27 protein-coding genes and 1 pseudogene are annotated in these 17,948 nt (G+C 43.4%); 25 read left to right on the top strand and 3 right to left on the bottom strand.

Annotated elements, in window-relative coordinates; translation table 11 throughout:
- The first annotated feature begins 58 nt into the window (after positions 1 to 58).
- From J6836_RS03230 to J6836_RS23315, 5 genes are all read left to right on the top strand, one after another.
- Positions 59 to 328: an HP1 family phage holin gene (locus tag J6836_RS03230; RefSeq protein ID WP_219246802.1), complete on the top strand. Its 270-nt coding sequence runs from the start codon at positions 59 to 61 to the stop codon at positions 326 to 328.
- Positions 328 to 798 (top strand): lysozyme, encoded by a 471-nt coding sequence (locus J6836_RS03235; protein ID WP_042844804.1) that lies wholly within the window; start codon positions 328 to 330, stop codon positions 796 to 798. Before J6836_RS03230 ends, J6836_RS03235 begins: the two co-directional genes overlap by 1 nt.
- Positions 780 to 953, top strand: a complete 174-nt coding sequence (locus tag J6836_RS03240; protein ID WP_166686134.1) for a hypothetical protein — start codon at positions 780 to 782, stop codon at positions 951 to 953. The genes J6836_RS03235 and J6836_RS03240 overlap by 19 nt, the downstream gene beginning before the upstream one ends.
- 20 nt (positions 954 to 973) lie before the next feature.
- Positions 974 to 1,423: a lysis protein gene (locus J6836_RS03245; protein WP_425299721.1), complete on the top strand. Its 450-nt coding sequence runs from the start codon at positions 974 to 976 to the stop codon at positions 1,421 to 1,423.
- 542 nt (positions 1,424 to 1,965) lie between these two features.
- Positions 1,966 to 2,169: a crAss001_48 related protein gene (locus J6836_RS23315; protein ID WP_375084198.1), complete on the top strand. Its 204-nt coding sequence runs from the start codon at positions 1,966 to 1,968 to the stop codon at positions 2,167 to 2,169.
- Between the two features lie 272 nt (positions 2,170 to 2,441).
- Here the strand turns inward: J6836_RS23315 and J6836_RS03250 are convergent, their stop codons facing one another.
- Positions 2,442 to 2,573 (bottom strand): entericidin A/B family lipoprotein, encoded by a 132-nt coding sequence (locus J6836_RS03250; protein ID WP_048607741.1) that lies wholly within the window; start codon positions 2,571 to 2,573, stop codon positions 2,442 to 2,444.
- 402 nt (positions 2,574 to 2,975) lie between these two features.
- Here J6836_RS03250 and J6836_RS03255 point away from each other — a divergent pair, with 402 nt between their 5' ends.
- Positions 2,976 to 3,218: a hypothetical protein gene (locus J6836_RS03255; protein WP_219246806.1), complete on the top strand. Its 243-nt coding sequence runs from the start codon at positions 2,976 to 2,978 to the stop codon at positions 3,216 to 3,218.
- Here J6836_RS03255 and J6836_RS03260 read toward each other — a convergent pair.
- The gene (locus J6836_RS03260; protein WP_219246808.1) at positions 3,211 to 3,399 is read right to left on the bottom strand and encodes a hypothetical protein; all 189 of its coding nucleotides are present in this window, start codon (positions 3,397 to 3,399) and stop codon (positions 3,211 to 3,213) included. The genes J6836_RS03255 and J6836_RS03260 overlap by 8 nt on opposite strands.
- A gap of 184 nt (positions 3,400 to 3,583) precedes the next feature.
- Between J6836_RS03260 and J6836_RS03265 the strand changes: the two genes are divergently transcribed.
- The 3 genes and pseudogenes from J6836_RS03265 to J6836_RS03275 form a co-directional block, all read left to right on the top strand.
- Positions 3,584 to 4,096, top strand: a complete 513-nt coding sequence (locus J6836_RS03265; RefSeq protein WP_219246810.1) for a KilA-N domain-containing protein — start codon at positions 3,584 to 3,586, stop codon at positions 4,094 to 4,096.
- A 61-nt stretch (positions 4,097 to 4,157) separates the two neighbouring features.
- Entirely contained in the window at positions 4,158 to 4,673 is a 516-nt protein-coding gene (locus J6836_RS03270) for a lipocalin family protein (RefSeq protein WP_219246812.1), read from the top strand.
- Positions 4,674 to 4,806: 133 nt separating this feature from the next.
- A pseudogene (locus J6836_RS03275) lies at positions 4,807 to 4,965 on the top strand (terminase small subunit); the annotation flags it as partial.
- 46 nt (positions 4,966 to 5,011) lie between these two features.
- Here J6836_RS03275 and J6836_RS03280 read toward each other — a convergent pair.
- Positions 5,012 to 5,311: a hypothetical protein gene (locus tag J6836_RS03280; protein ID WP_198641485.1), complete on the bottom strand. Its 300-nt coding sequence runs from the start codon at positions 5,309 to 5,311 to the stop codon at positions 5,012 to 5,014.
- A 26-nt stretch (positions 5,312 to 5,337) separates the two neighbouring features.
- On the opposite strand from J6836_RS03280, the gene J6836_RS03285 reads away from it, so the two are divergent.
- The 16 genes from J6836_RS03285 to J6836_RS03360 all read left to right on the top strand — a co-directional run bounded on the left by J6836_RS03285 (position 5,338) and on the right by J6836_RS03360 (position 17,923).
- A complete protein-coding gene (locus J6836_RS03285) occupies positions 5,338 to 5,916 on the top strand; it encodes a terminase small subunit (RefSeq protein WP_219246814.1) in 579 nt (192 codons plus the stop codon).
- 124 nt (positions 5,917 to 6,040) lie between these two features.
- Positions 6,041 to 6,517, top strand: a complete 477-nt coding sequence (locus tag J6836_RS03290) for a hypothetical protein (protein ID WP_198641487.1) — start codon at positions 6,041 to 6,043, stop codon at positions 6,515 to 6,517.
- Between the two features lie 288 nt (positions 6,518 to 6,805).
- Positions 6,806 to 8,203 carry a phage terminase large subunit gene (gene terL, locus J6836_RS03295; protein ID WP_219246816.1) on the top strand — a complete coding sequence of 466 codons (1,398 nt, stop codon included), beginning with the start codon at positions 6,806 to 6,808 and terminating at the stop codon, positions 8,201 to 8,203.
- A 4-nt stretch (positions 8,204 to 8,207) separates the two neighbouring features.
- Positions 8,208 to 9,710, top strand: coding sequence for a phage portal protein (locus J6836_RS03300; protein WP_219246819.1), 1,503 nt, complete (start codon positions 8,208 to 8,210; stop codon positions 9,708 to 9,710).
- Between the two features lie 37 nt (positions 9,711 to 9,747).
- A complete protein-coding gene (locus J6836_RS23065) occupies positions 9,748 to 10,476 on the top strand; it encodes a phage head morphogenesis protein (RefSeq protein WP_219249345.1) in 729 nt (242 codons plus the stop codon).
- Entirely contained in the window at positions 10,473 to 11,729 is a 1,257-nt protein-coding gene (locus tag J6836_RS03310) for a DUF2213 domain-containing protein (RefSeq protein ID WP_219246821.1), read from the top strand. Before J6836_RS23065 ends, J6836_RS03310 begins: the two co-directional genes overlap by 4 nt.
- Entirely contained in the window at positions 11,729 to 12,226 is a 498-nt protein-coding gene (locus tag J6836_RS03315) for a structural cement protein Gp24 (protein WP_219246823.1), read from the top strand. Before J6836_RS03310 ends, J6836_RS03315 begins: the two co-directional genes overlap by 1 nt.
- On the top strand, positions 12,226 to 13,293 hold the full coding sequence (locus tag J6836_RS03320; RefSeq protein WP_219246825.1) for a major capsid family protein: 1,068 nt from the start codon (positions 12,226 to 12,228) through the stop codon (positions 13,291 to 13,293). Before J6836_RS03315 ends, J6836_RS03320 begins: the two co-directional genes overlap by 1 nt.
- Positions 13,294 to 13,347: 54 nt before the next feature.
- Positions 13,348 to 13,689, top strand: a complete 342-nt coding sequence (locus J6836_RS03325) for a hypothetical protein (RefSeq protein ID WP_105881054.1) — start codon at positions 13,348 to 13,350, stop codon at positions 13,687 to 13,689.
- Between the two features lie 2 nt (positions 13,690 to 13,691).
- Positions 13,692 to 14,123, top strand: a complete 432-nt coding sequence (locus tag J6836_RS03330) for a DUF4054 domain-containing protein (protein WP_219249347.1) — start codon at positions 13,692 to 13,694, stop codon at positions 14,121 to 14,123.
- Positions 14,123 to 14,581, top strand: coding sequence for a hypothetical protein (locus J6836_RS03335; protein WP_219246828.1), 459 nt, complete (start codon positions 14,123 to 14,125; stop codon positions 14,579 to 14,581). Before J6836_RS03330 ends, J6836_RS03335 begins: the two co-directional genes overlap by 1 nt.
- Complete coding sequence (locus tag J6836_RS03340) at positions 14,581 to 14,949, top strand: phage collar protein (RefSeq protein WP_219246831.1); 369 nt, start codon at positions 14,581 to 14,583, stop codon at positions 14,947 to 14,949. The genes J6836_RS03335 and J6836_RS03340 overlap by 1 nt, the downstream gene beginning before the upstream one ends.
- Positions 14,939 to 15,454 (top strand): phage gateway protein, encoded by a 516-nt coding sequence (locus tag J6836_RS03345; protein WP_219246833.1) that lies wholly within the window; start codon positions 14,939 to 14,941, stop codon positions 15,452 to 15,454. Before J6836_RS03340 ends, J6836_RS03345 begins: the two co-directional genes overlap by 11 nt.
- A 9-nt stretch (positions 15,455 to 15,463) precedes the next feature.
- On the top strand, positions 15,464 to 16,951 hold the full coding sequence (locus J6836_RS03350; RefSeq protein ID WP_219246836.1) for a DUF3383 domain-containing protein: 1,488 nt from the start codon (positions 15,464 to 15,466) through the stop codon (positions 16,949 to 16,951).
- Positions 16,952 to 16,960: 9 nt separating this feature from the next.
- The gene (locus J6836_RS03355; protein WP_096863412.1) at positions 16,961 to 17,413 is read left to right on the top strand and encodes a phage tail fiber protein; all 453 of its coding nucleotides are present in this window, start codon (positions 16,961 to 16,963) and stop codon (positions 17,411 to 17,413) included.
- 51 nt (positions 17,414 to 17,464) lie between these two features.
- Positions 17,465 to 17,923 carry a hypothetical protein gene (locus J6836_RS03360; protein WP_219246839.1) on the top strand — a complete coding sequence of 153 codons (459 nt, stop codon included), beginning with the start codon at positions 17,465 to 17,467 and terminating at the stop codon, positions 17,921 to 17,923.
- Positions 17,924 to 17,948 lie beyond the last annotated feature (25 nt).

The following is a 17,948-nucleotide window of genomic DNA, read 5'->3' on the forward strand; positions in this document are numbered from 1 at the left end:
TAATTTGCTGGTGGTTTTCTATTAATTTAATTTTGGGCACTCCGTAGGGGGTGAAATCATGCGTATGGATAAATATAGCAACGCAGTCTACGGTAGTGCTGGGCTTACAGCATTTTTCGCGAGCCTATCGCTTTATGAATGGGGCTTTATTATCGGGATGGCGTTCAGCATCATTCTAGGATTGGCCACTTTCTTTATTAATAGACGGGAGCAACGAAAGCGAACACGTTTATTTGAAGAACTCGTCAATAAAACCGACCCACAAAACCCTTCAGCTACTGCACGAAAAGCCGCCGAACTTATGGCGAAAGCCCCTAAGGATATTTAATGTCACTCAAACAAAAATTAACGGTGCTTGTTGGCGCAGGAGCTTCGGCTATCGCTTTAACGGTGATTGCACATTTTGAAGGTGTTAGATATGAACCCTATGAAGATGTCGGCGGGGTATTAACGGTTTGCTATGGGCATACGGGAAAAGACATTGTCCCTGATAAAATTTATTCAAAAGAAGAATGCAACGAATTGTTAGAGTTGGATTTTATGAGAACTAAACTGCAAGTAGATCGCCTGGTTAAAGTTCCTGTTGATGAATATACAAAAGCAGCGCTTTATTCATTTGCATTTAATGTTGGTACCAGCGCATTTGCTAAGTCGACAATGTTGAAAAGGCTAAATGTAGGTGACCAATACGGTGCTTGTGAAGAACTAAAAAAATGGGTTTACGCTGGTGGTAAGGTATGGCGTGGGCTAGTTAATCGTAGAGAGGCGGAGGCGGCCATATGTCATGGAAACCTATAGTGGTTGTAATTTTCTTTATGCTACTTGCGATATCAATGATTGTATTTGGTGCCTACAGACTCACAGACAATACATGCAGTATTGATAAAGTCAGTTTAGAAAAGCGCTGCCAGAAAGCCATCGATCATTATAAAGGTCAGCAAGTTAATTTTTAATCTCCTATATGGTAATCGCTATGAATACAGTCAGAGTCGCGTTATTTATCGCAGCGTGGGTAGCCATATGGGGAATGTGGAAGCAACATGAGAGAATAGGTGAGCTAAACACCAAGAATGCCGTATTACTCGTCGAGCTGACAGAGCAAGTCAAAATCAATGAAGCTTATCAAGAACGAATTCAATCACTTCATAAACTCGATACTAAACATATTCAGGAACTAGCCAATGCAAAAAGTGAAATTGATAAGTTGCGTATTGCTGCTGAGCGTAATCCTGAGCGGGTGTATATCAAAGCCAGTTGTAAAAAACCCAAAAGCATTACCGCCACCGGCTTGGATGATGCAATCACCGCCAGACCTACTGACTCCGCTATCCGAAATTATTGGTTACTCAGACAACGAATTGCAGAGTCCAAGCAAATGATACTTGGATTGCAGGATTACATTAGAACGGAGTGTTTACGTTAATACCAATCGGTAAATGCTCTTGCAAAAAAAATTAAACTTATGAGGGTAAGGGCACTTAATAAGTAGATGGAAAACTTTAAAAAAAGCGTCGTTATATCTGGTTGTTTTTTATCTTTACTAATAATGAATAGGATGTAGATAAGGATAGGGATAGATATGAGTAAGAGCGCAATGGGGTAAGTATACATATATATTGATACAGCTCTCTTTGTGATGGAATTCTTATCAAATAGTAAAATATATCCTTAACAAAAAAAGCCTACACAGCAGTAGGCTAAAAGATGTTGCTTTATACAATTGAATATCTCTTTAAACATAGTCGGTATTTCAAAGTATGCAAAATGATTTCTAAGAATTTAAATTTATAGTCGATTAAGTGAACAATGAGCCTCCATTTTGGGGCTTTTTAGTAGTCAGATATTGGATAGGTCTCACAGCAGCCTTTAGCCTGGTATGATCAGTCATTGATAATTTGAAATATCTGGATTCACATCTACCCTTTAAATACCCATAATTAATGTAAATGATTGTACGAAAGTGGTATGAAAAACAGAAGTCAACAATTACTAAATGATTCAGCACTCTTAGATGTAAGAATTAGATATTTAGTCAAATTTATACAAAGTAGAGTATTTAATAAACTACCAGATAGTGAAAAAAGATTGTTTGAGTCACAACTTTATTCAATGAAGGCGTTGTCATCTATATTAAAAATGAGAGTAGATATAGTAAATGATGGAAAATAATAATACATAATAGCCAGCCTATACCAGTTTTTATAAGGGAGGTATGAGAAAATACGCAGTAAAAACAAAGAAAAGCCCCAGTTTAGGGGCGAAATAAAACGAAGCAATAATTTGAATACACTATCAGCATAGATGATTAGCAAAGTTTTCACATGAATTAAGTGTAAGCAAATACGGAAAAGAAAATACAGAATTGAGTGTCGTTAAATGTCCAGAGAAACACTAGAAGAATAAATATAACTTCTAGTGTTTTAGACATGAGAGTAGATTTTTTACTGAGCTGCTCTTTGTATTGCCTCTCCTCCAGCCTCTATGTCTTCACCAACACCTTTAGTGGTGTTACAGGCAGTTAATGTGAAAGCAACAGCTAATGAGCAGATGAGGAAACTGATTTTTTTCAACATATTTTCTTCCTTTTAGTGTGAAGTTATAAGTTACAAAAGATCACTTTTAATTATAGCAGAACAATTTGATTACCATTTTTATCTGCATAGAGCTGTAATACTAGTATTAAACCATCATGTTTATGTGGGATTGGTGTGGCTTGCGGTACCTGACAAATGAAAATGAGCTGCTATATTTTAAGTGTTAATACTTGTTTTGGTGACTAATCAACATTAGCAATAAAGGGTACACTCTATGATATTAAAAGAGCTATTTATCCGCATGCTTTATGTTTTCCAATACTTTGTAATTGGTTTTCTCTTATTATTAACATCAATAGCCATACCAAATTGGTTAGGCAAGGCATCAGTCTTTTTTGTAGGGTAGAATCTAGTAAGTGAGTAGCATTTAGGGAGGCTGTCATGGCAGGTAGTGAAGAGGACGATATTAAGTATTTACCATGGACAGGTGCGGCTTTGAAAGTAGCCTTGGTGATGACAGTCGAAGCTATGAAGTTAACGCATGAAGAGGCAGAAAGGAAAAACATTACTGTTGTAGTTGGTCCGTATGTTCGCCCATATAAGGATGTAATGGCCATAGCTGAAGAATATGGTGAAAAAGAAATTCCTAAATCAATGCCCGACATGCCATCAGATATTAAATAGATAACAAGAATTCACCATGAGCCTCGCAATAGCGGGGCTTTTTAATGGCTTCTTCGCAATTAAGTGAGGTCCATATCTTGCTGACGGGTAAGCCGTAAGTGACAAAAGTAACGTAGTGATACGTGATGATGGTTGCAAAAAATAAACCCAATAAAATCAGTAAATAAAAATAGGTACTCATATTGGGGCAACCTCAATCCGTGCGTACCGATTGCTTATCTCTATTCAAAGCGTATCTCACACGCAAACATCACAACCCCGAGACCATTCACAAAAGCGACTTCAGAGGACAGCCTGTTATAGGTGTGCTCGGGTCAGGCTTGTTCTGTGAGAACTGAGGTCTCTTTTTTGAAAGGTAATACATCATGAGTTATCCAAGAGTAAGTGTTAATGGAGTATCCGTCAGAGTTGATAATGAAGGCAGATACAGCTTGAACGATTTGCATGCCTCAGCAGTAATTAATGGGGAAGCAAGAGAAAATCAAAACCCTAGCCAGTTCTTGAGAAGTAAGCAGATAAAGGCATTTGTTGATAAATTAAGCGCAATGCAAAATTGCACTGCGGTTAAAGTTATCAATGGTGGGCTAAATCATGGAGTATGGGCTTTAGAGTTAGTTGTCATTAGATATGCTGCTTGGTTAAAGCCTGAGTTTGAAATTCTCGTTTACAACACATTCAAAGATGCAGCAAGGAAAGGTTTGGATGTTATGGCTAAGCTTAATAAGTTAGATCACGTCATCAACACTGAAACCAAAAATGTAAGTAGCTGTGCAAGAACAATGGCTAACTGGGGAGTTGGTGGTAGGAAGCAATTACTACTAACCGCAAGAGAGCGAGTAGTGAAAGAAGCTCAGATGTACTTACCGAATATTGAATAGGTCGCTCAGCAGCATTTTTTATGCGAAAGTATCTCATCAGCGAATTCTGAGTGAGATTACAATGCAGATAAAGTCCACATTAATGTTTTTAAGTATGCTGCTACTTAACGGTTGCAGTGTTAAAGTGCCAAAGGATATTTCACCTGTTAAGAATTTTGATTTGTCTCGTTATCTTGGGGAGTGGTATGAGGTAGCTAGAATAGATAATCGATTTGAAAAAGGATTAAGTAAGGTCTCTGCTAATTATTCCCTTCGTGATGATGGAGGCGTAAAAGTAGTAAACAAAGGATGGGATTCGGAGAATAAAAAATGGAAAGAAAGTATCGGAAAAGCTTACTTTGTTGAATCTTCTGATGTAGGGGCTTTGAAGGTTTCATTCTTCGGTCCTTTTTATGGCGGTTATAATATTATTAAGCTCGATGATAACTATCAATATTCATTAGTTGTTGGCCCTAACAAAGATTATCTGTGGGTACTATCGCGTACTCCAACTATGCCACCAGAGTTATTAAAGGAATACCTTAGTTTTGCAAGTAGCTATGGTTTTGATAGGCAAAGAATATTGATATTTCAATAGTATTTATTCCTTGTGAAAACTTAATAAATCAATGCATGACCCGTCAAGTGCGGGTTTTTTATTGAGGGAAATAGCTAATCAAAAAGTTTATTCCTACAAGTAGACTTTCTAATGGGCTAAGGAGATAAACACGATGGCTAAACCGGATTGGGGGACGCTACAGCAACAGTTCCTCACCGAACATGCTAAATCAGGAGTATCCCCTAAAGGGTGGTGTGAAGACCAGGGACTTAATTACACAACAGCACGACGATATATTAAAAAGCCAGCTGCGCAATTTGCGCAAAAAAGCAACACACTATAGTGATGTATTAATAACTCACTACAACTGGTTTTTATTATATTGTAGCTACCTTACTTAATGCTGGAACAACTGCAAAAATAATTGGCACCCATTGAAAAAATTTAGAAAAGAAAAACCAAAATGGTTTAACTATTTTTATATCTGCAATGCATAATTGCATACTCATAGCTGCGGCAATGAGAAATACAATTGCAGTATCGATAGATGTGTCAGTGTATATTGATGCAAGGTAACAACAAAAAAGATAGCTAATAACACCTAAAAGGCTAGAGATTAGCTTCCATTTAAAATTATCTTCTCCATAAGTGTTTTTAAGATCTTTCAAATTAATCATTTCATCATCCTAGTTAAGGTAAATAAATGGCACTCACAGACAAACAAGAAATGTTTTGTCGCGAGTACCTCATCGATTTAAACGCCACACAAGCGGCTATTCGTGCGGGGTACAGCAAAAAAACTGCAAACCGTACAGCATCTGAAAACCTGTCAAAACCTGATATCCAATTAAGAATGTCTGAACTTAAGTTAAATAGGAATGAACGAATTGAGATTGATGCTGATTATGTGCTTAAGCGCTTGGTTGATATAGACCAGATGGATGTATTGGATATTCTTCATGATGATGGTGGCATTAAGCCAATACATCTATGGCCTAAAGTTTGGCGCACATCATTAAGTGGTATGGATTTAGCGGAAATGTTTGAGTCTAAGGATGGTGAGCGCGACCAAGTCGGTATCATGAAGAAAATAAAATGGCCAGATAAGGTACGTAATCTTGAGTTATTAGGCAAACACGTTGTTGTACAAGCGTTTAAAGAGCAAGTTAGCAATGAGCACTTCGGTAAAGATGGTGGGCCTATTCAATCGACAGGAATTGACCTTAGTCACTTGAGTTTTGAACAACTTATGAAGTTGAGAAAAAGCCAGAAAACTGAATGATTCTTATCAATTCGACTTAAATGCATAATATAAGCCACTTCATCAAGCTATTGATAGTTAAATACCAAATTATTATATACCTGCATTATTAACTATTTTTATATGTAATTTTCAGGTGTATCTAATGAATAGAATTAAAGTTTTGTTGTTATCAGTATTAATTTCGGGATGTGCTGTTCCTGGCTTAACAAGCCATACAGACCATCCATTAGAAATAAAAGATATTAGTATTGGGGATAGTATTAGGTGCAATAGCTTGCAAGGTGAAGTTTTTGGAGATGTTAGGTTATGTCATCTTGATATTAAGAGCTATGGTGGTATGGAGGTTAAATCAAATACAGTTGCCTTATTGAATGAAAAAGTATCAGTTGTACGATTATCTCTATCTCAAATAACAGGTTTTAGCCAAGCAGGTGTACTTAGTGCTATGACAAAGAAATTTGGTCCTCCAGCCCGTGGCGCTCGCCCAAAAGTGCATATCTGGACAAATAATGGTAATACTTTATTTCTTGATGAAATCAAAGGAACTGTTGTTTTATATGGGAAAGATTTGAACCGTGTCCAAAGCATAATTTCCTCTTTAGATGCAAAAGATCTCTAACATTACTCTTTAAATTGAGAGTGTTTTTCATGGCGGTTTGATTTAACTAAAACAGTTAGTTCTTGGGAGCGGTTATTTTTTAAAAAAAGTGGTTATTTAACATAATGACTCTTACATGCCCTGCGACTTTTCAACTCAGCTAAAATGTCACCTCAAACTGATAAAAGTCTAAATCTTATTCCTGAATTTAGGCTTTTTATTTATTGCTAATTTGTTATCAAAAACTCACTTTCCATTTCACTGTCATTTGGAGGTGAAAGGGCTATTTATTCCATTTTAGGTGTGACTATGGATATCGATTTCAGCCTACTTGATGAAGAGATCGAAAGGGAGATAGCACGCCGTAGTTTGCATGAATTTATTCAGTATATAAACCCTGAATACATCACAAGCCATTTCTCTCAAACGGTATGTGATGCGCTCGACCAGTTCTTGGTTGATATGATGGAAGGGAAGCGCCCTAAATTAATATTGGGTGCACCGCCACAGCACGGCAAGTCTGATATTGTTTCCCGCTATCTTCCCGCTTATTTCTTTGGAAAATACCCGAATATGCGTGTTGGGGCGTTGTCGTATTCGTCTGATTTAGCCGGTGATATGAACACCGATGTTCAGCGAATTATGATGTCGGCTGAATATCGTGCGTTATTTCCTAAGAGCTGGTTAGGCAACAAGCCCGAGAATGGCATCGCTGTTAAACGTAACTCTGACGAATTCGGCATTGCCAATCACAAAGGCAGCTATGTATGTGCCGGTGTGGGTGGGCCATTAACAGGTAAGAAAGTTGACCTAGGTATTATCGATGACCCGATAAAAAACTCGAAAGAAGCACTTAGCCCGACGGTTAAAAAATCGATTTGGAACTGGTACGTATCGACATTCAAGACCCGCTTATCAAAAAACAGTGGCGAGATCATCATGGCGACCCGCTGGGCGACCGATGACTTATCTGGCCAATTAAAAGAAAAAGCCCCTGAAACCAAGGTGCTTGCATTCCCTGCCATTAATGAGCAAGGGGAAGCGCTGGTACCAGAACTTCACCCAATCGACAAACTGCTTGAAACTAAAGCAATACTGGGTGATTACTTTTGGTCTGCCATGTATCAACAATCACCGAAGCCGGGTGATGGCCAGATATTCCATGAAGAGTTTGTTCGCTATTACTTACCTAAAGACCTACCTGATAAATTCGACAAGGTTATTCATAGTTGGGATATGACCTTTAAAGACAGCGACGGTACCGACTATGTAGTGGGGCAGGTTTGGGGCAAGAAAGATGCCAATGCCTATTTGCTCTATCAAATCCGAAAACGCATGAGCTTCACCCAAACTAAGGATGCCGTGAAGCTGCTCGTGGAAAAATTCCCTGAAGGGCGCCGTAAGCTGGTGGAAGACAAAGCCAATGGCCCAGCGGTAATTGATTCGTTGAAATCTACCGTGTCAGGCTTAATTCCTGTTGAGCCAGACGGCAGCAAAATCGCGCGCGCTCACGCATGTACCGCCGAGTGGGAGGCGGGTAACGTGTGGCTACCACACAAAGACATTGCGCCGTGGATAGTGGAAACCGTGGAGGAAATTACCACGTTCCCATTCGCTGGCCATGACGACACGGTGGATGCGATGACACAAGCGTTGCGTGATTTATATCAGAAGAAAAAAGGCGGTTTCTTCACAACCAAGAGGTAATTCTATGTGGCCGTTTAAAAGGCGAAAAATTGCAGAACAGATTGCACCGCCTAAGCGGTCAGCATTTACCACAGATTTGTACCCTGCATTAGCAAAAGAAAATGGGTTTAACGGGTTAGCTCTACCACAGCCGATGATTAACGGTGTGGGGATGGACAGTATTGATACTTCCGTTCCCTCATTTAAAGGTGAGCAAGTGTATGGCGTGCCCGAATCGCAAGCGGCTTGGTATGCGAGCCAAATGTTTATTGGCAACAATATGTGCGCCATTATTGCGAAACATTGGCTGGTGGATAAGGCCTGTAATATGCCTGCCCGTGATGCCATTCGCCAAGGGTATGATATTGATTGCGATAATGACGATGACAGCGCTATCAGCAAGAAGCTACGCAAGCGCGATAAAAAGTACCGCATACAGCATCATTTGAAAGAGCTTATTCACTTTGGGCGTGTGTATGGCGGCCGATTAGCACTGTTTGTTGTAGAGACATCAAACCCGAAAGAATGGTACGAAAACCCGTTTAACCTCGATGGCGTGACTAAAGGGATGTACAAGGGGATCAAGCAAATTGACCCACAATGGGTGACGCCTGATTTAACTGATTCCAATATCCAAGACCCTGCCAGCATGGATTTTTACGACCCAACCTATTATGTGATCGCGGGGCGCAAATACCATAAATCGCACTTTATTAAGTTTGTCCCGTTTCCCGTGCCTAACGTGCTAAAGCCGCTGTATAACTACTTTGGTGTTTCGGTACCAGAGCGTATTTATGAGCGGGTCTATGCTTCCGAACGTACAGCAAATGAAGCCCCACAACTGGCGATGACCAAACGGTTATTGACTATCGGTATGGCAGACCCTGAAGGTGCGGATAAGAACACCATTCAGGAAAACATGCTTTATTTTATGGAGATGCGCGATAACTATGGCGTGCAGGTAATGGGGAAAGAGGACGTTGCACAGCAGTTCGATACTTCGCTAGCGGATTTAGATGCCACCATTATGACGCAATACCAGCTGGTGGCCGCGGCGGCAAATGTGCCAGCAACTAAGTTACTGGGTACAACACCGAAGGGCTTTAATGCGACGGGTGAATATGAAGAGTCGAACTACCGTGAAGAGCTGGAAAGTGTGCAATCAAACGACTTAGAAGAACTTTTGCAGCGTCATTACGACATGTTGATGCGCAGCGAAGAATTACCGCTGACTGAAATATCGGTTACGTGGGCGCCACTCGATAGCCCAACGGCGGCAGAGAGTGCCGATATTGAGTTGAAATCAGCTCAGATGGACGCGGCTCTAGCGGCTACGGGTGCAATTGATGGGTTGGATATCCGTAAAAAACTGGCTGCAGATAAAGAGTCGAGCTATTACGGCATTGATGTGAACGAGAGTGACTATGTCGAGACGAATACGAGTCCGAACGAAAAAGGCGAAGTGGGCAACCTCCCGCCAAGCGGTATTGAAGGGCAAGCCCCTACAGTATTCAGCAGCGCCATCTAGCCGTTATCAACGTGAGATGTCACGGTTAATCAGCTCAATGATTAAAGACTATGAAAACGTATTTAGTGAATTGAAGGAGGATTTTGATGGCGCCACGATGGATGCCAGCATTGCGAGTCAAACACGGATTTGGCTCAACCGGCTAAAACGCAAGTGGGATAAAATTTTTAATACGCAGTCTAGCGCCATGGCCGATAAGTTTGTTTCACAAGCCGATATAGGTGCGCAGCGTAATTTAGACGATTCCCTTAAACAGCTTTCCGGTGGCATTACGATTAAAACCCCTGCAATGCCTGATGCGTTAAAAGACCGAATGATAGCCGCCACGGCTGAAAATGTTTCCCTGATTAAATCCATCCCTAGCCAATTTCATCAACGTATCGAGAGTGCAGCGTTACGCTCTATTTCCCAAGGAGGCGAGGGCGCAAAAACCTTATTAGATGAAATCAGGCACACAGGCTGCGTAACAGAGAGCCGAGCGAATTTTATCGCCGTTGACCAAACGCGAAAAATCACGACTGCGGCAAACTATGAGCGCATGAAATCAGCGGGAATTCGTAAGGCTATTTGGCATCACTCTGGTGGAAGCGCTGAACCTAGAGAATGGCATCTACAGCTGGATGGTGAAGTGTTTGATTTAGACAACCCACCGATTATTGACCCCAAAACGGGTGAGCGTGGATTGCCGGGGCAATTACCTAACTGCAAGTGCTTTTGGACGCCCGTTATCGATTTCAGTGGAATAGAAAGTGGTGAGGAGACATGACAAAACGAACCTATGACAACAACGGCTGGCTCGAAGTGACAGATAACCCCATCTCAAAAGTTGGGGTTTTTGATTATTTGGGGGCAGAGATTGGTGCGCCGGTACCCGATAAAATCTATCGCGTATTGCGGCCACCGGAAGAACTGGCCAGCGAAGCGACAATTAACTCTTTCAAACTTACCCCGTTCATCATTGAACATGAAATGTTAGGCAAACACGCGACCCCAGTGGAGAAAAAAGGCATTCAAGGGGTGATTGGTGAGAATGTCTATTTTGACCCTCCGTATCTTAGAGCCAATATCAAGATCTTTTCAGATGTGGCGCTTAGCAATATCGATAGCGGCAAAATCGACCTTTCACCTGGTTATCGCAGTAAATATGAATTCACCTCTGGCATTTATGAAGGCCAACACTATGACGCCATTCAGCGTCACCTACGTGGCAATCACCTCGCATTAGTGGATGAAGGGCGAACTGGCCCTGACGTCGCTGTGCAAGATCACCTCGTTATCACTATCGACACAAAGGAACTTATTCGCATGAACGAAGAAGAAAACAAAGAGAAGCAAACCGCTGATGAAGGTGCGTTTACAGCGGAGCAAGTCACTGCGCTGAAAAGCATTATTGCAGAGGTGATTGCACAAACTAAGCCTTCAACCGATGAAAATCTGGAAGAAGAAAAGAAATCTACTGATGCTGATCCTGAAGAAGAGCAAAAAGCGGAAGAAGCCGTGGCAGCCGCTGAAGTTGCAGCAGAGGAAGCCACAACCGGTACACCTGAAGCCGTAGAAGCTGCCGAGGTGGCGATTGAGACCGCCGTTGAAGCGATTGAAGAAGCCAAGGAGCATCTCGACCAAGCGACAACTGATAGCTTAAATCGCCGACTCAAACGCTTGAAAAACGGCATCGGCACAATGGATGAGATTGCATCTTTAAAGCGCAAAATTAAGCGTTTGGAAGCGTCAAAGCCCACGATGGATACTGGCGCACTGTTAAAGCAAATCGGTGAGCGTGATTCGTTAGCCCATAAGCTGACCCCATTCCTTGGTGTGTTCGACCATGCTGCCATGACCAAGCAACAAGTGGCGGAGTATGGCGTTGATAAGCTCGGTATTCAATGTGGCAAGGGCAATGAAGCCATTGCTTTAGATGCGTGGATGCAAGGGCGTGTGCCTGATTCACAGAAAGCCACAGTGACGATGGACTCTGCGGTGAGCAATCAATCAATTATGGATAAATGGGGAGCGAAATAATGGCAATTCCTAAATCAGTGGCGCATGGCTTAACGTCTGGCGTAGTGGGTGAAATCAGTCATGCAGGGCCTATCCGTGCCGTTGCCGCCATTCTCAGCTCAGCGGATGAAAAGCAAAATATCTTCGGTCGGGCTTACACCTACAAAAATGATTCGGTGGAGTCTGTGCAAGTGGGTGGTAAGGGGGCATTTGCGGGGATCATGATTAACCCGAAAGCGTATCGTATTGAAGTGAACCATGCGCGCAATGGCACCCAAGGCGAGTTTTTGGCAATGGGCGAAGTATACGTCGAACTCGAAGAAGGGGTAGGTAAAATCAATGCACCAGTTGTCTTTGATGAAACGGACGGCTCACTTTCCTCCAAGCTTGTTCCTGCTGCTGGTGACCGAGTGATTGGTTTTGTTAGTCGTCACGTTGAATCCAGTGAATCAGCCCATTTGAGCGTTATTCGCTTAACAGAAATCCCATATCCAGCGGCAGTAAAGGAAGGTGAATAATGCCAGTTAGCAAGCAAAAGTTTTATATGTCTGGCCGCGATATTCGCAAGCATGGTCAACTTAATATCCAACCTAACCAACAGTGGACATATCGCGAACTGGAGCAAATTGGTTTTGGTGGTTTGGCGTCGATGGACTCCGCGATCACGGGCGCAGCCATGCAAGGTGGGTTGATTCAGCGTGAAATGTTGCAACACGTTCTTCCTGGTCTCATTCGTACCGCCACCCGTGTTCGTGTGTTGGATGAAATCACCGGTGTATTGAATGCGGGTGAATGGCACGATGAGGAAATCATTCTGAACGTGGCAACACCAACCGGTAAGGCTGAACTTTACGGCGACCATACCAACGTGCCGTTAGCGTCTTACATTCAAGACCAAGAACGTCGCGGTATCGTGCGTTTTGAACAAGGTTTTCAAGTCGGTAAGTTAGAGGAAGCGCGCCAATCTGCAGCTGGGTTTGAAGCCGCTGCGGAAAAACGTAATTCAGCGACGGAATCTTTAGAGCAAGGGCGTGAGCGGATTGGTTACTATGGGTTTAATAGCCCTGAAACACGTGTATTTGGCTTGATGAATGAACCGAATCTACCCGCTTATGAAACCGCATCGAAAAAATGGAAGGGCGGCACGTTTGCCGATATCACCCAAGATATTACCAATATGTTCTCGCGCATTGAAATGAGTTCAGGCGGGATTATCAAAGACGATATCGCTATCACATTGACGTTACCGTTAGGTTACCGTTCAACGCTAAACGTCGCTAACCCTGTGGCGCGTGGTGAAACGGTGTATCAATGGGTGAAAGAGAACTATCCAAACCTGCGCTTTGTGTTCTCACCTGAATTTGTCGGGGCGAATGGTGGTGCGGATGTGGCGTATATGTTCGCAGATACCATCGATGATGGCTCAACCGCAACCAGCGCGACCATCTTACAAGTGGTACCCGTTAAATACCAATTGTTGGGCTCACAAGCGCAAATCAAAGGGTATTTAGAGGATGCGACCAATGCGACAGCGGGTGTCTTTGTTACCCGACCTTGGGCTATCACCCGTCTCACAGGCATCTAACCTGACCACTTTTTTTTACGCCCTCAAATGAGGGCTTTTTTATCGGAGAAAGCCATGTCTCTCTATGTCTATTGCACGCTATCGAATGACCAAAACTACTCGGTTACGGATGGCAAAGTGTTTATTGCGGGTCAAGCCAATATCATGACCAAGCACATGTATACCCCGCGTGGGCGTGTCACGGAAATCAGCGACGAACAATACGCTCAACTTAAAGATAACCATGTATTTCAACTGCATAAAGAAAACGGGTTTATCAGCGTTGAAAACCGCAAAGAAGACCCTGAAAAAGTGGCCACCAATATGGAAGCCAGCGATAAGTCAGCGCCGGATACCGTGGAATCATTGGAAGCAGAAAAACAAGCTGTCCCGAAAACCAACAAAAAGGGTAAATAATGATGGAGGCGAGCACATTTCCCCTAACGTCATTTCGTGTGCTCCGTCCACAGTTCTGCGGGGTGCCTGATGATGATATTTATATTATTGCCCAATCCGCGCTGAACTATTTTTCCCCTTGTCGTGGTGTTTGTACCAATGAATTGTGGATGCTGGTTGTCGCCCACATGTTGGACTTAAATCAACAAATTGCAGAGGGCGCCGCGCCAACCGGTGTTGTCACCAGCATCACCATGGACAAAATCAGCGTGTCATTCTCTGCGCCCCCTGCAGGTTCCGATTGGTCTCACTGGTTCAAAATGACGACCTACGGCCAACAGTTCTTAGCACTCATTAAGCGCTGTAGCGTACCGCAATATATTGGTGGTGCAGGTGAACGTTCGGCATTTCGCGGTGTGGGTGGCCGGTTCACACGAGGGGGGCGGTTACGTTAATGACGAAATTAGCTCAGTTGAAAAAAGTCTATGATGAGTTAGCCAAGAAACAACTGAAAGTGGGTTTCTTTGAACACTCGAAGTATCCCGATGGCACGCCCATTGCCTATATTGCGGCTATTCAAGAATTGGGTTACCCCGCCGGTGGCATTCCTCCCCGTTCTTTTTTTCGCCCGACGATGAGTGATAAAAAAGCAGAGTATGGTCAGTTAATTTTCCGTGTGGCCAAAGCGGCGGCCGCTGGCAATATTTCCGTTACCGATGAGCTAACCCAAGTAGGCGCAAAAGCGGCTGGGGATGTGAAACTGGCCATTAAAGCGGTAACCACACCTGCCTTGGATGATTCAACGATAAAAGCCAGAGCGCGGCGCCATAGCAAAGGGAAATCCACCGATAAGCCCTTAGTCGACACAGGGCAGATGTTACAAGCCGTCAGTTTTACCGTGGAGGATAAGTAATGTTCGGAAATTTACACCGTATCGCTTCTCGCTATATTCCTCAGCAAACAGCCCAGTGGTTTCGCTTTAAAAACCGTGAGCCCGATGAGCGAGGGCATGACCAAAACCAATATCATGAGCCAGTGGATATTCGGGGGAGTTGGCAAGCCGTCGATACTCAAGATGCTCAATCAATGGGCTTTGATTCAAACATGGTTTATCGACGTTTTTATACCTCCCATGATATCAAAGGCATTCAGCGTGGTACGTCTCCCGATTACTTTGTTTTTAATGGCAAGAAATACGATGTGATGGGGGATGCGGATTGGTATGAGCAGGACGGCTGGAAATCGGTGATTTGCATCGAGGTAGGTGCCTATGACGGATAATGACGTTGATATTGCGATCCGCAAACAGCTATTACGGCAGCTAACTGAAGTTGGTATTGATATCCCTGTGAAAGCGGGTTTTCAATCCACCAAGCAAGGTCGTGAAGATAATATGGTGATGTTCTTTTCCATCAATGAAAGTGGGCATGGTTGGCAAGGTCGCAATTACAATGTCCAAGGTAACAATGCCAATCACCAAGAAAACCAATTATCCGAAAAAACGTACCAAGTTCAGGCATTCATTACCCAATTAGGCCCGTATACCGCCAATGATATTGCCGCCATTGCCCGAATGGTTGTCAATTCACTGCCTTTTGTGACCACACTGAGAAAGCAAGGTATTGGTGTACAACGGGCAACATCCGTTCGCCAGCCTTACTTTGTGAACGACTATGGTGACTACGAACAAAACCCCTCGTTTGATTTTAATGTGACGTATAAACGCTCTCTTTTCCCTGATACAGCTGCCATAAGCGCGCTCTATCCTGATATCCACCGCATATAAGGTTTTATTATGCCAATTAAACAAACTCGATACGTTGATATCGCATCGGCGGTTATTGGCGCGTCTGCTGTTCCGATGCGTAAATTAACCGGCCGTCTATTTTCCACTAACCCCAAAATTCCCGCCGGTAAAGTTTTAGAATTCGCCAGTGGTCAGGTCGATGATTTACTGGGTATTGATTCTCCCGAAGCTAACTTTGCACGACAATACTTTAGCTATGTTAGCCCTGCACCGGTGAGTAAGCCGAAGGAATTACAAATTGCGTCTTATGAGCCCGTCGGGCGAGCGCCTACGTTATTTGGGACAAAAGCCGCCGCATTAGCAGATTTAAAAATTATTGCGGATGGAACGCTATCAGTCACGATTGGTAGCGTCACTAAAAGCTACAAAGACATTGATTTATCGGAAGCAAAATCTTATGCGGATATTGCATCCACTATTCAAGCAAAACTCAATGCAGAAAGAGAACCACAATTTTCCAGTAGCTATTTGACGTTTAATTCACTCGATAGCGCCTTTGAGCTGAGTGGCGGTGTGCAAGAACGCGCATCCATTAGTGTTGAATATTCGGTACTGGCGAATGCCATGGGGTTGTCTTCCGGTACTGCATCTGAAGGTAACCCCGCACAAACGCCGCTGGAAGCGTTTATGGCTGCTGAGCAAGTATCCGATTCATTTGGTAGTGCGACATTCTTGGATGAATTGACGTTAGAGCAAGCGGTGCCATTGGCGCAGTATGTTTCCGGTGAAAATGTCAAATACCAATTACACCTCAGTGTGAGCAAAAGTCAGGTTGAAGATTTTAGCGCCGCCTTGATGGGGACGGCTTCGGTTGGGTTAAACCTTAAAACGGAGGATAACTATTTTATCCAAGCCTTACCGATGGCGGTCATGGCAGCAACCGATTATGACCGGACTAATGCTACAACAAACTACATGTTTCGTCAGTTGGGTGTCACCTTTCCTGCACAGGTCACTACCGATACGGATGCGGATCGCTTCGATAAGTTACGCGTGAACTATTACGGTGAAACCGCAATAGCCGGCTCGCAAATTCGTTTCTATCAGCGGGGCTTCTTGTGTGGTGGCTCCTCTAATCCGCTGGATATGAGTGTGCATGCCAATGAGCAATGGTTGAAGGCCTATATTGCTCAACAATGGTTTAGTGTGTTGTTGGCGACACGCGGTGTTCCTGCTAATAAAGACGGTGAAGCACGTGCATTGATGGTGATTGCTGGTGCGGTCACCAAAGCGATTAATAACGGCACGATTTTAGCCGGTAAAACGCTCTCTGAGGTGCAAAAGCTTGCTATTGCGGATGCGTCTGGCGATGACCTTGCGTGGTATGACGTACAAGATAAAGGCTATTGGTATAACGCGCAGATTGTTGAAAACACGGGTGAAAGCGACTTGCCTGAGTATGTCATGAAATACGTGCTGATTTACGGCAAAGGCGATTGGGTTCGTAAGGTCGAAGGCTCTCATAATTTAGTCTAGGAGTAGAACATGCATGATGTATCTGCAACCGGCTTGAGTTTTACCATTCAAGCCAGCAAAACCTTTCCCACTGGGATTTTAATTACCGCCTTTGCTGACGATGCTGACCCGCTGGATTTACCGGCTGTCGATATTGCACAAACCGGTATGGACATTAACGGTAACTTGGTGAGTTGGTCCACACCGACACCACAAACCGTCACCATCAACGTTTTAGCTGGTAGCGAAGAAGATCAAAACTTGTCTATTTTGCTCGAGGCGAATACCGCGAAAAAAGGGCGTCGACACGCAGGGGATATCATTACCTTTGTCGCCTCTTACGGTGATGGTTCAACGGTCACGGCGCGTAACGGCAAAATTACCAATGGCAGTCGTGGCAACTCTGCTGCCTCTGCGGGACGTTTGAAATCCAAAGCCTATACCTTTGTGTTTCAAGATTTTGATAGTACACGCGTCCGTTAATTTATTTCAATTTCTGGCGGGGTTTCCCGCCTTTTTTATCGGTGTTTTACCATGCTTATAAAACCTAAAGAAGTGGCTATCAAAGACGTTGATGGCGTTGAAAAGTTGTTTGTGATTAGCCGCCTACCCGCAACAGTCGGGCGTGAAATCCTAGCCAAATACCCGTTATCTAACGCCCCCAAAATTGGTGACTACGAAGTGAGTAAAGAGGCCATGCTGAAAATGATGGCCTATGTGTGCGTCACTATCGATGGTGAAGAAATCCCCCTTAAAACACAAACCCTCATTGATAACCATGTGCCCGATGGCGAATCGTTGATCCGCTTAGAGCTGGAAATGTTGAAATACAACACCAGTTTTTTCGGCAACGACGGGAGCCCAGGTTTCCTCCACTTCCTGCTCAGCAAGGTAAGCGGTTCACTCCCGTCGATTATAAAAACGCTGATGGGTTCTTTGCCGTCATCGTCAGCGAACGTCTCGCCACCTTCACCGAACTCAAAACCTCAATAGATTTAGAAGAAGCAATGGACCTGTG

This window comes from Providencia sp. R33, assembly GCF_019343475.1.
Lineage (GTDB): Bacteria > Pseudomonadota > Gammaproteobacteria > Enterobacterales > Enterobacteriaceae > Providencia.

Excerpts from the sequence above, each read along its gene's own strand:
- J6836_RS03320 (WP_219246825.1), top strand. The coding sequence starts at position 12,226 with ATGCCAGTTAGCAAGCAAAAGTTTTATATGTCTGGCCGCGATATTCGC.
- J6836_RS03290 (WP_198641487.1), top strand. The coding sequence starts at position 6,041 with ATGAATAGAATTAAAGTTTTGTTGTTATCAGTATTAATTTCGGGATGT.
- J6836_RS03265 (WP_219246810.1), top strand. The coding sequence starts at position 3,584 with ATGAGTTATCCAAGAGTAAGTGTTAATGGAGTATCCGTCAGAGTTGAT.
- J6836_RS03345 (WP_219246833.1), top strand. The coding sequence starts at position 14,939 with ATGACGGATAATGACGTTGATATTGCGATCCGCAAACAGCTATTACGG.
- terL (WP_219246816.1), top strand. The coding sequence starts at position 6,806 with ATGGATATCGATTTCAGCCTACTTGATGAAGAGATCGAAAGGGAGATA.
- J6836_RS03245 (WP_425299721.1), top strand. The coding sequence starts at position 974 with ATGAATACAGTCAGAGTCGCGTTATTTATCGCAGCGTGGGTAGCCATA.
- J6836_RS03330 (WP_219249347.1), top strand. The coding sequence starts at position 13,692 with ATGGAGGCGAGCACATTTCCCCTAACGTCATTTCGTGTGCTCCGTCCA.
- J6836_RS03310 (WP_219246821.1), top strand. The coding sequence starts at position 10,473 with ATGACAAAACGAACCTATGACAACAACGGCTGGCTCGAAGTGACAGAT.
- J6836_RS03335 (WP_219246828.1), top strand. The coding sequence starts at position 14,123 with ATGACGAAATTAGCTCAGTTGAAAAAAGTCTATGATGAGTTAGCCAAG.
- J6836_RS03315 (WP_219246823.1), top strand. The coding sequence starts at position 11,729 with ATGGCAATTCCTAAATCAGTGGCGCATGGCTTAACGTCTGGCGTAGTG.
- J6836_RS03250 (WP_048607741.1), bottom strand. The coding sequence starts at position 2,573 with ATGTTGAAAAAAATCAGTTTCCTCATCTGCTCATTAGCTGTTGCTTTC.
- J6836_RS03270 (WP_219246812.1), top strand. The coding sequence starts at position 4,158 with ATGCAGATAAAGTCCACATTAATGTTTTTAAGTATGCTGCTACTTAAC.
- J6836_RS03230 (WP_219246802.1), top strand. The coding sequence starts at position 59 with ATGCGTATGGATAAATATAGCAACGCAGTCTACGGTAGTGCTGGGCTT.
- J6836_RS03260 (WP_219246808.1), bottom strand. The coding sequence starts at position 3,399 with ATGAGTACCTATTTTTATTTACTGATTTTATTGGGTTTATTTTTTGCA.
- J6836_RS03355 (WP_096863412.1), top strand. The coding sequence starts at position 16,961 with ATGCATGATGTATCTGCAACCGGCTTGAGTTTTACCATTCAAGCCAGC.
- J6836_RS03285 (WP_219246814.1), top strand. The coding sequence starts at position 5,338 with ATGGCACTCACAGACAAACAAGAAATGTTTTGTCGCGAGTACCTCATC.
- J6836_RS23315 (WP_375084198.1), top strand. The coding sequence starts at position 1,966 with ATGAAAAACAGAAGTCAACAATTACTAAATGATTCAGCACTCTTAGAT.
- J6836_RS23065 (WP_219249345.1), top strand. The coding sequence starts at position 9,748 with ATGATTAAAGACTATGAAAACGTATTTAGTGAATTGAAGGAGGATTTT.
- J6836_RS03300 (WP_219246819.1), top strand. The coding sequence starts at position 8,208 with ATGTGGCCGTTTAAAAGGCGAAAAATTGCAGAACAGATTGCACCGCCT.
- J6836_RS03350 (WP_219246836.1), top strand. The coding sequence starts at position 15,464 with ATGCCAATTAAACAAACTCGATACGTTGATATCGCATCGGCGGTTATT.
- J6836_RS03240 (WP_166686134.1), top strand. The coding sequence starts at position 780 with ATGTCATGGAAACCTATAGTGGTTGTAATTTTCTTTATGCTACTTGCG.
- J6836_RS03235 (WP_042844804.1), top strand. The coding sequence starts at position 328 with ATGTCACTCAAACAAAAATTAACGGTGCTTGTTGGCGCAGGAGCTTCG.
- J6836_RS03360 (WP_219246839.1), top strand. The coding sequence starts at position 17,465 with ATGCTTATAAAACCTAAAGAAGTGGCTATCAAAGACGTTGATGGCGTT.
- J6836_RS03325 (WP_105881054.1), top strand. The coding sequence starts at position 13,348 with ATGTCTCTCTATGTCTATTGCACGCTATCGAATGACCAAAACTACTCG.
- J6836_RS03280 (WP_198641485.1), bottom strand. The coding sequence starts at position 5,311 with ATGATTAATTTGAAAGATCTTAAAAACACTTATGGAGAAGATAATTTT.
- J6836_RS03340 (WP_219246831.1), top strand. The coding sequence starts at position 14,581 with ATGTTCGGAAATTTACACCGTATCGCTTCTCGCTATATTCCTCAGCAA.
- J6836_RS03255 (WP_219246806.1), top strand. The coding sequence starts at position 2,976 with ATGGCAGGTAGTGAAGAGGACGATATTAAGTATTTACCATGGACAGGT.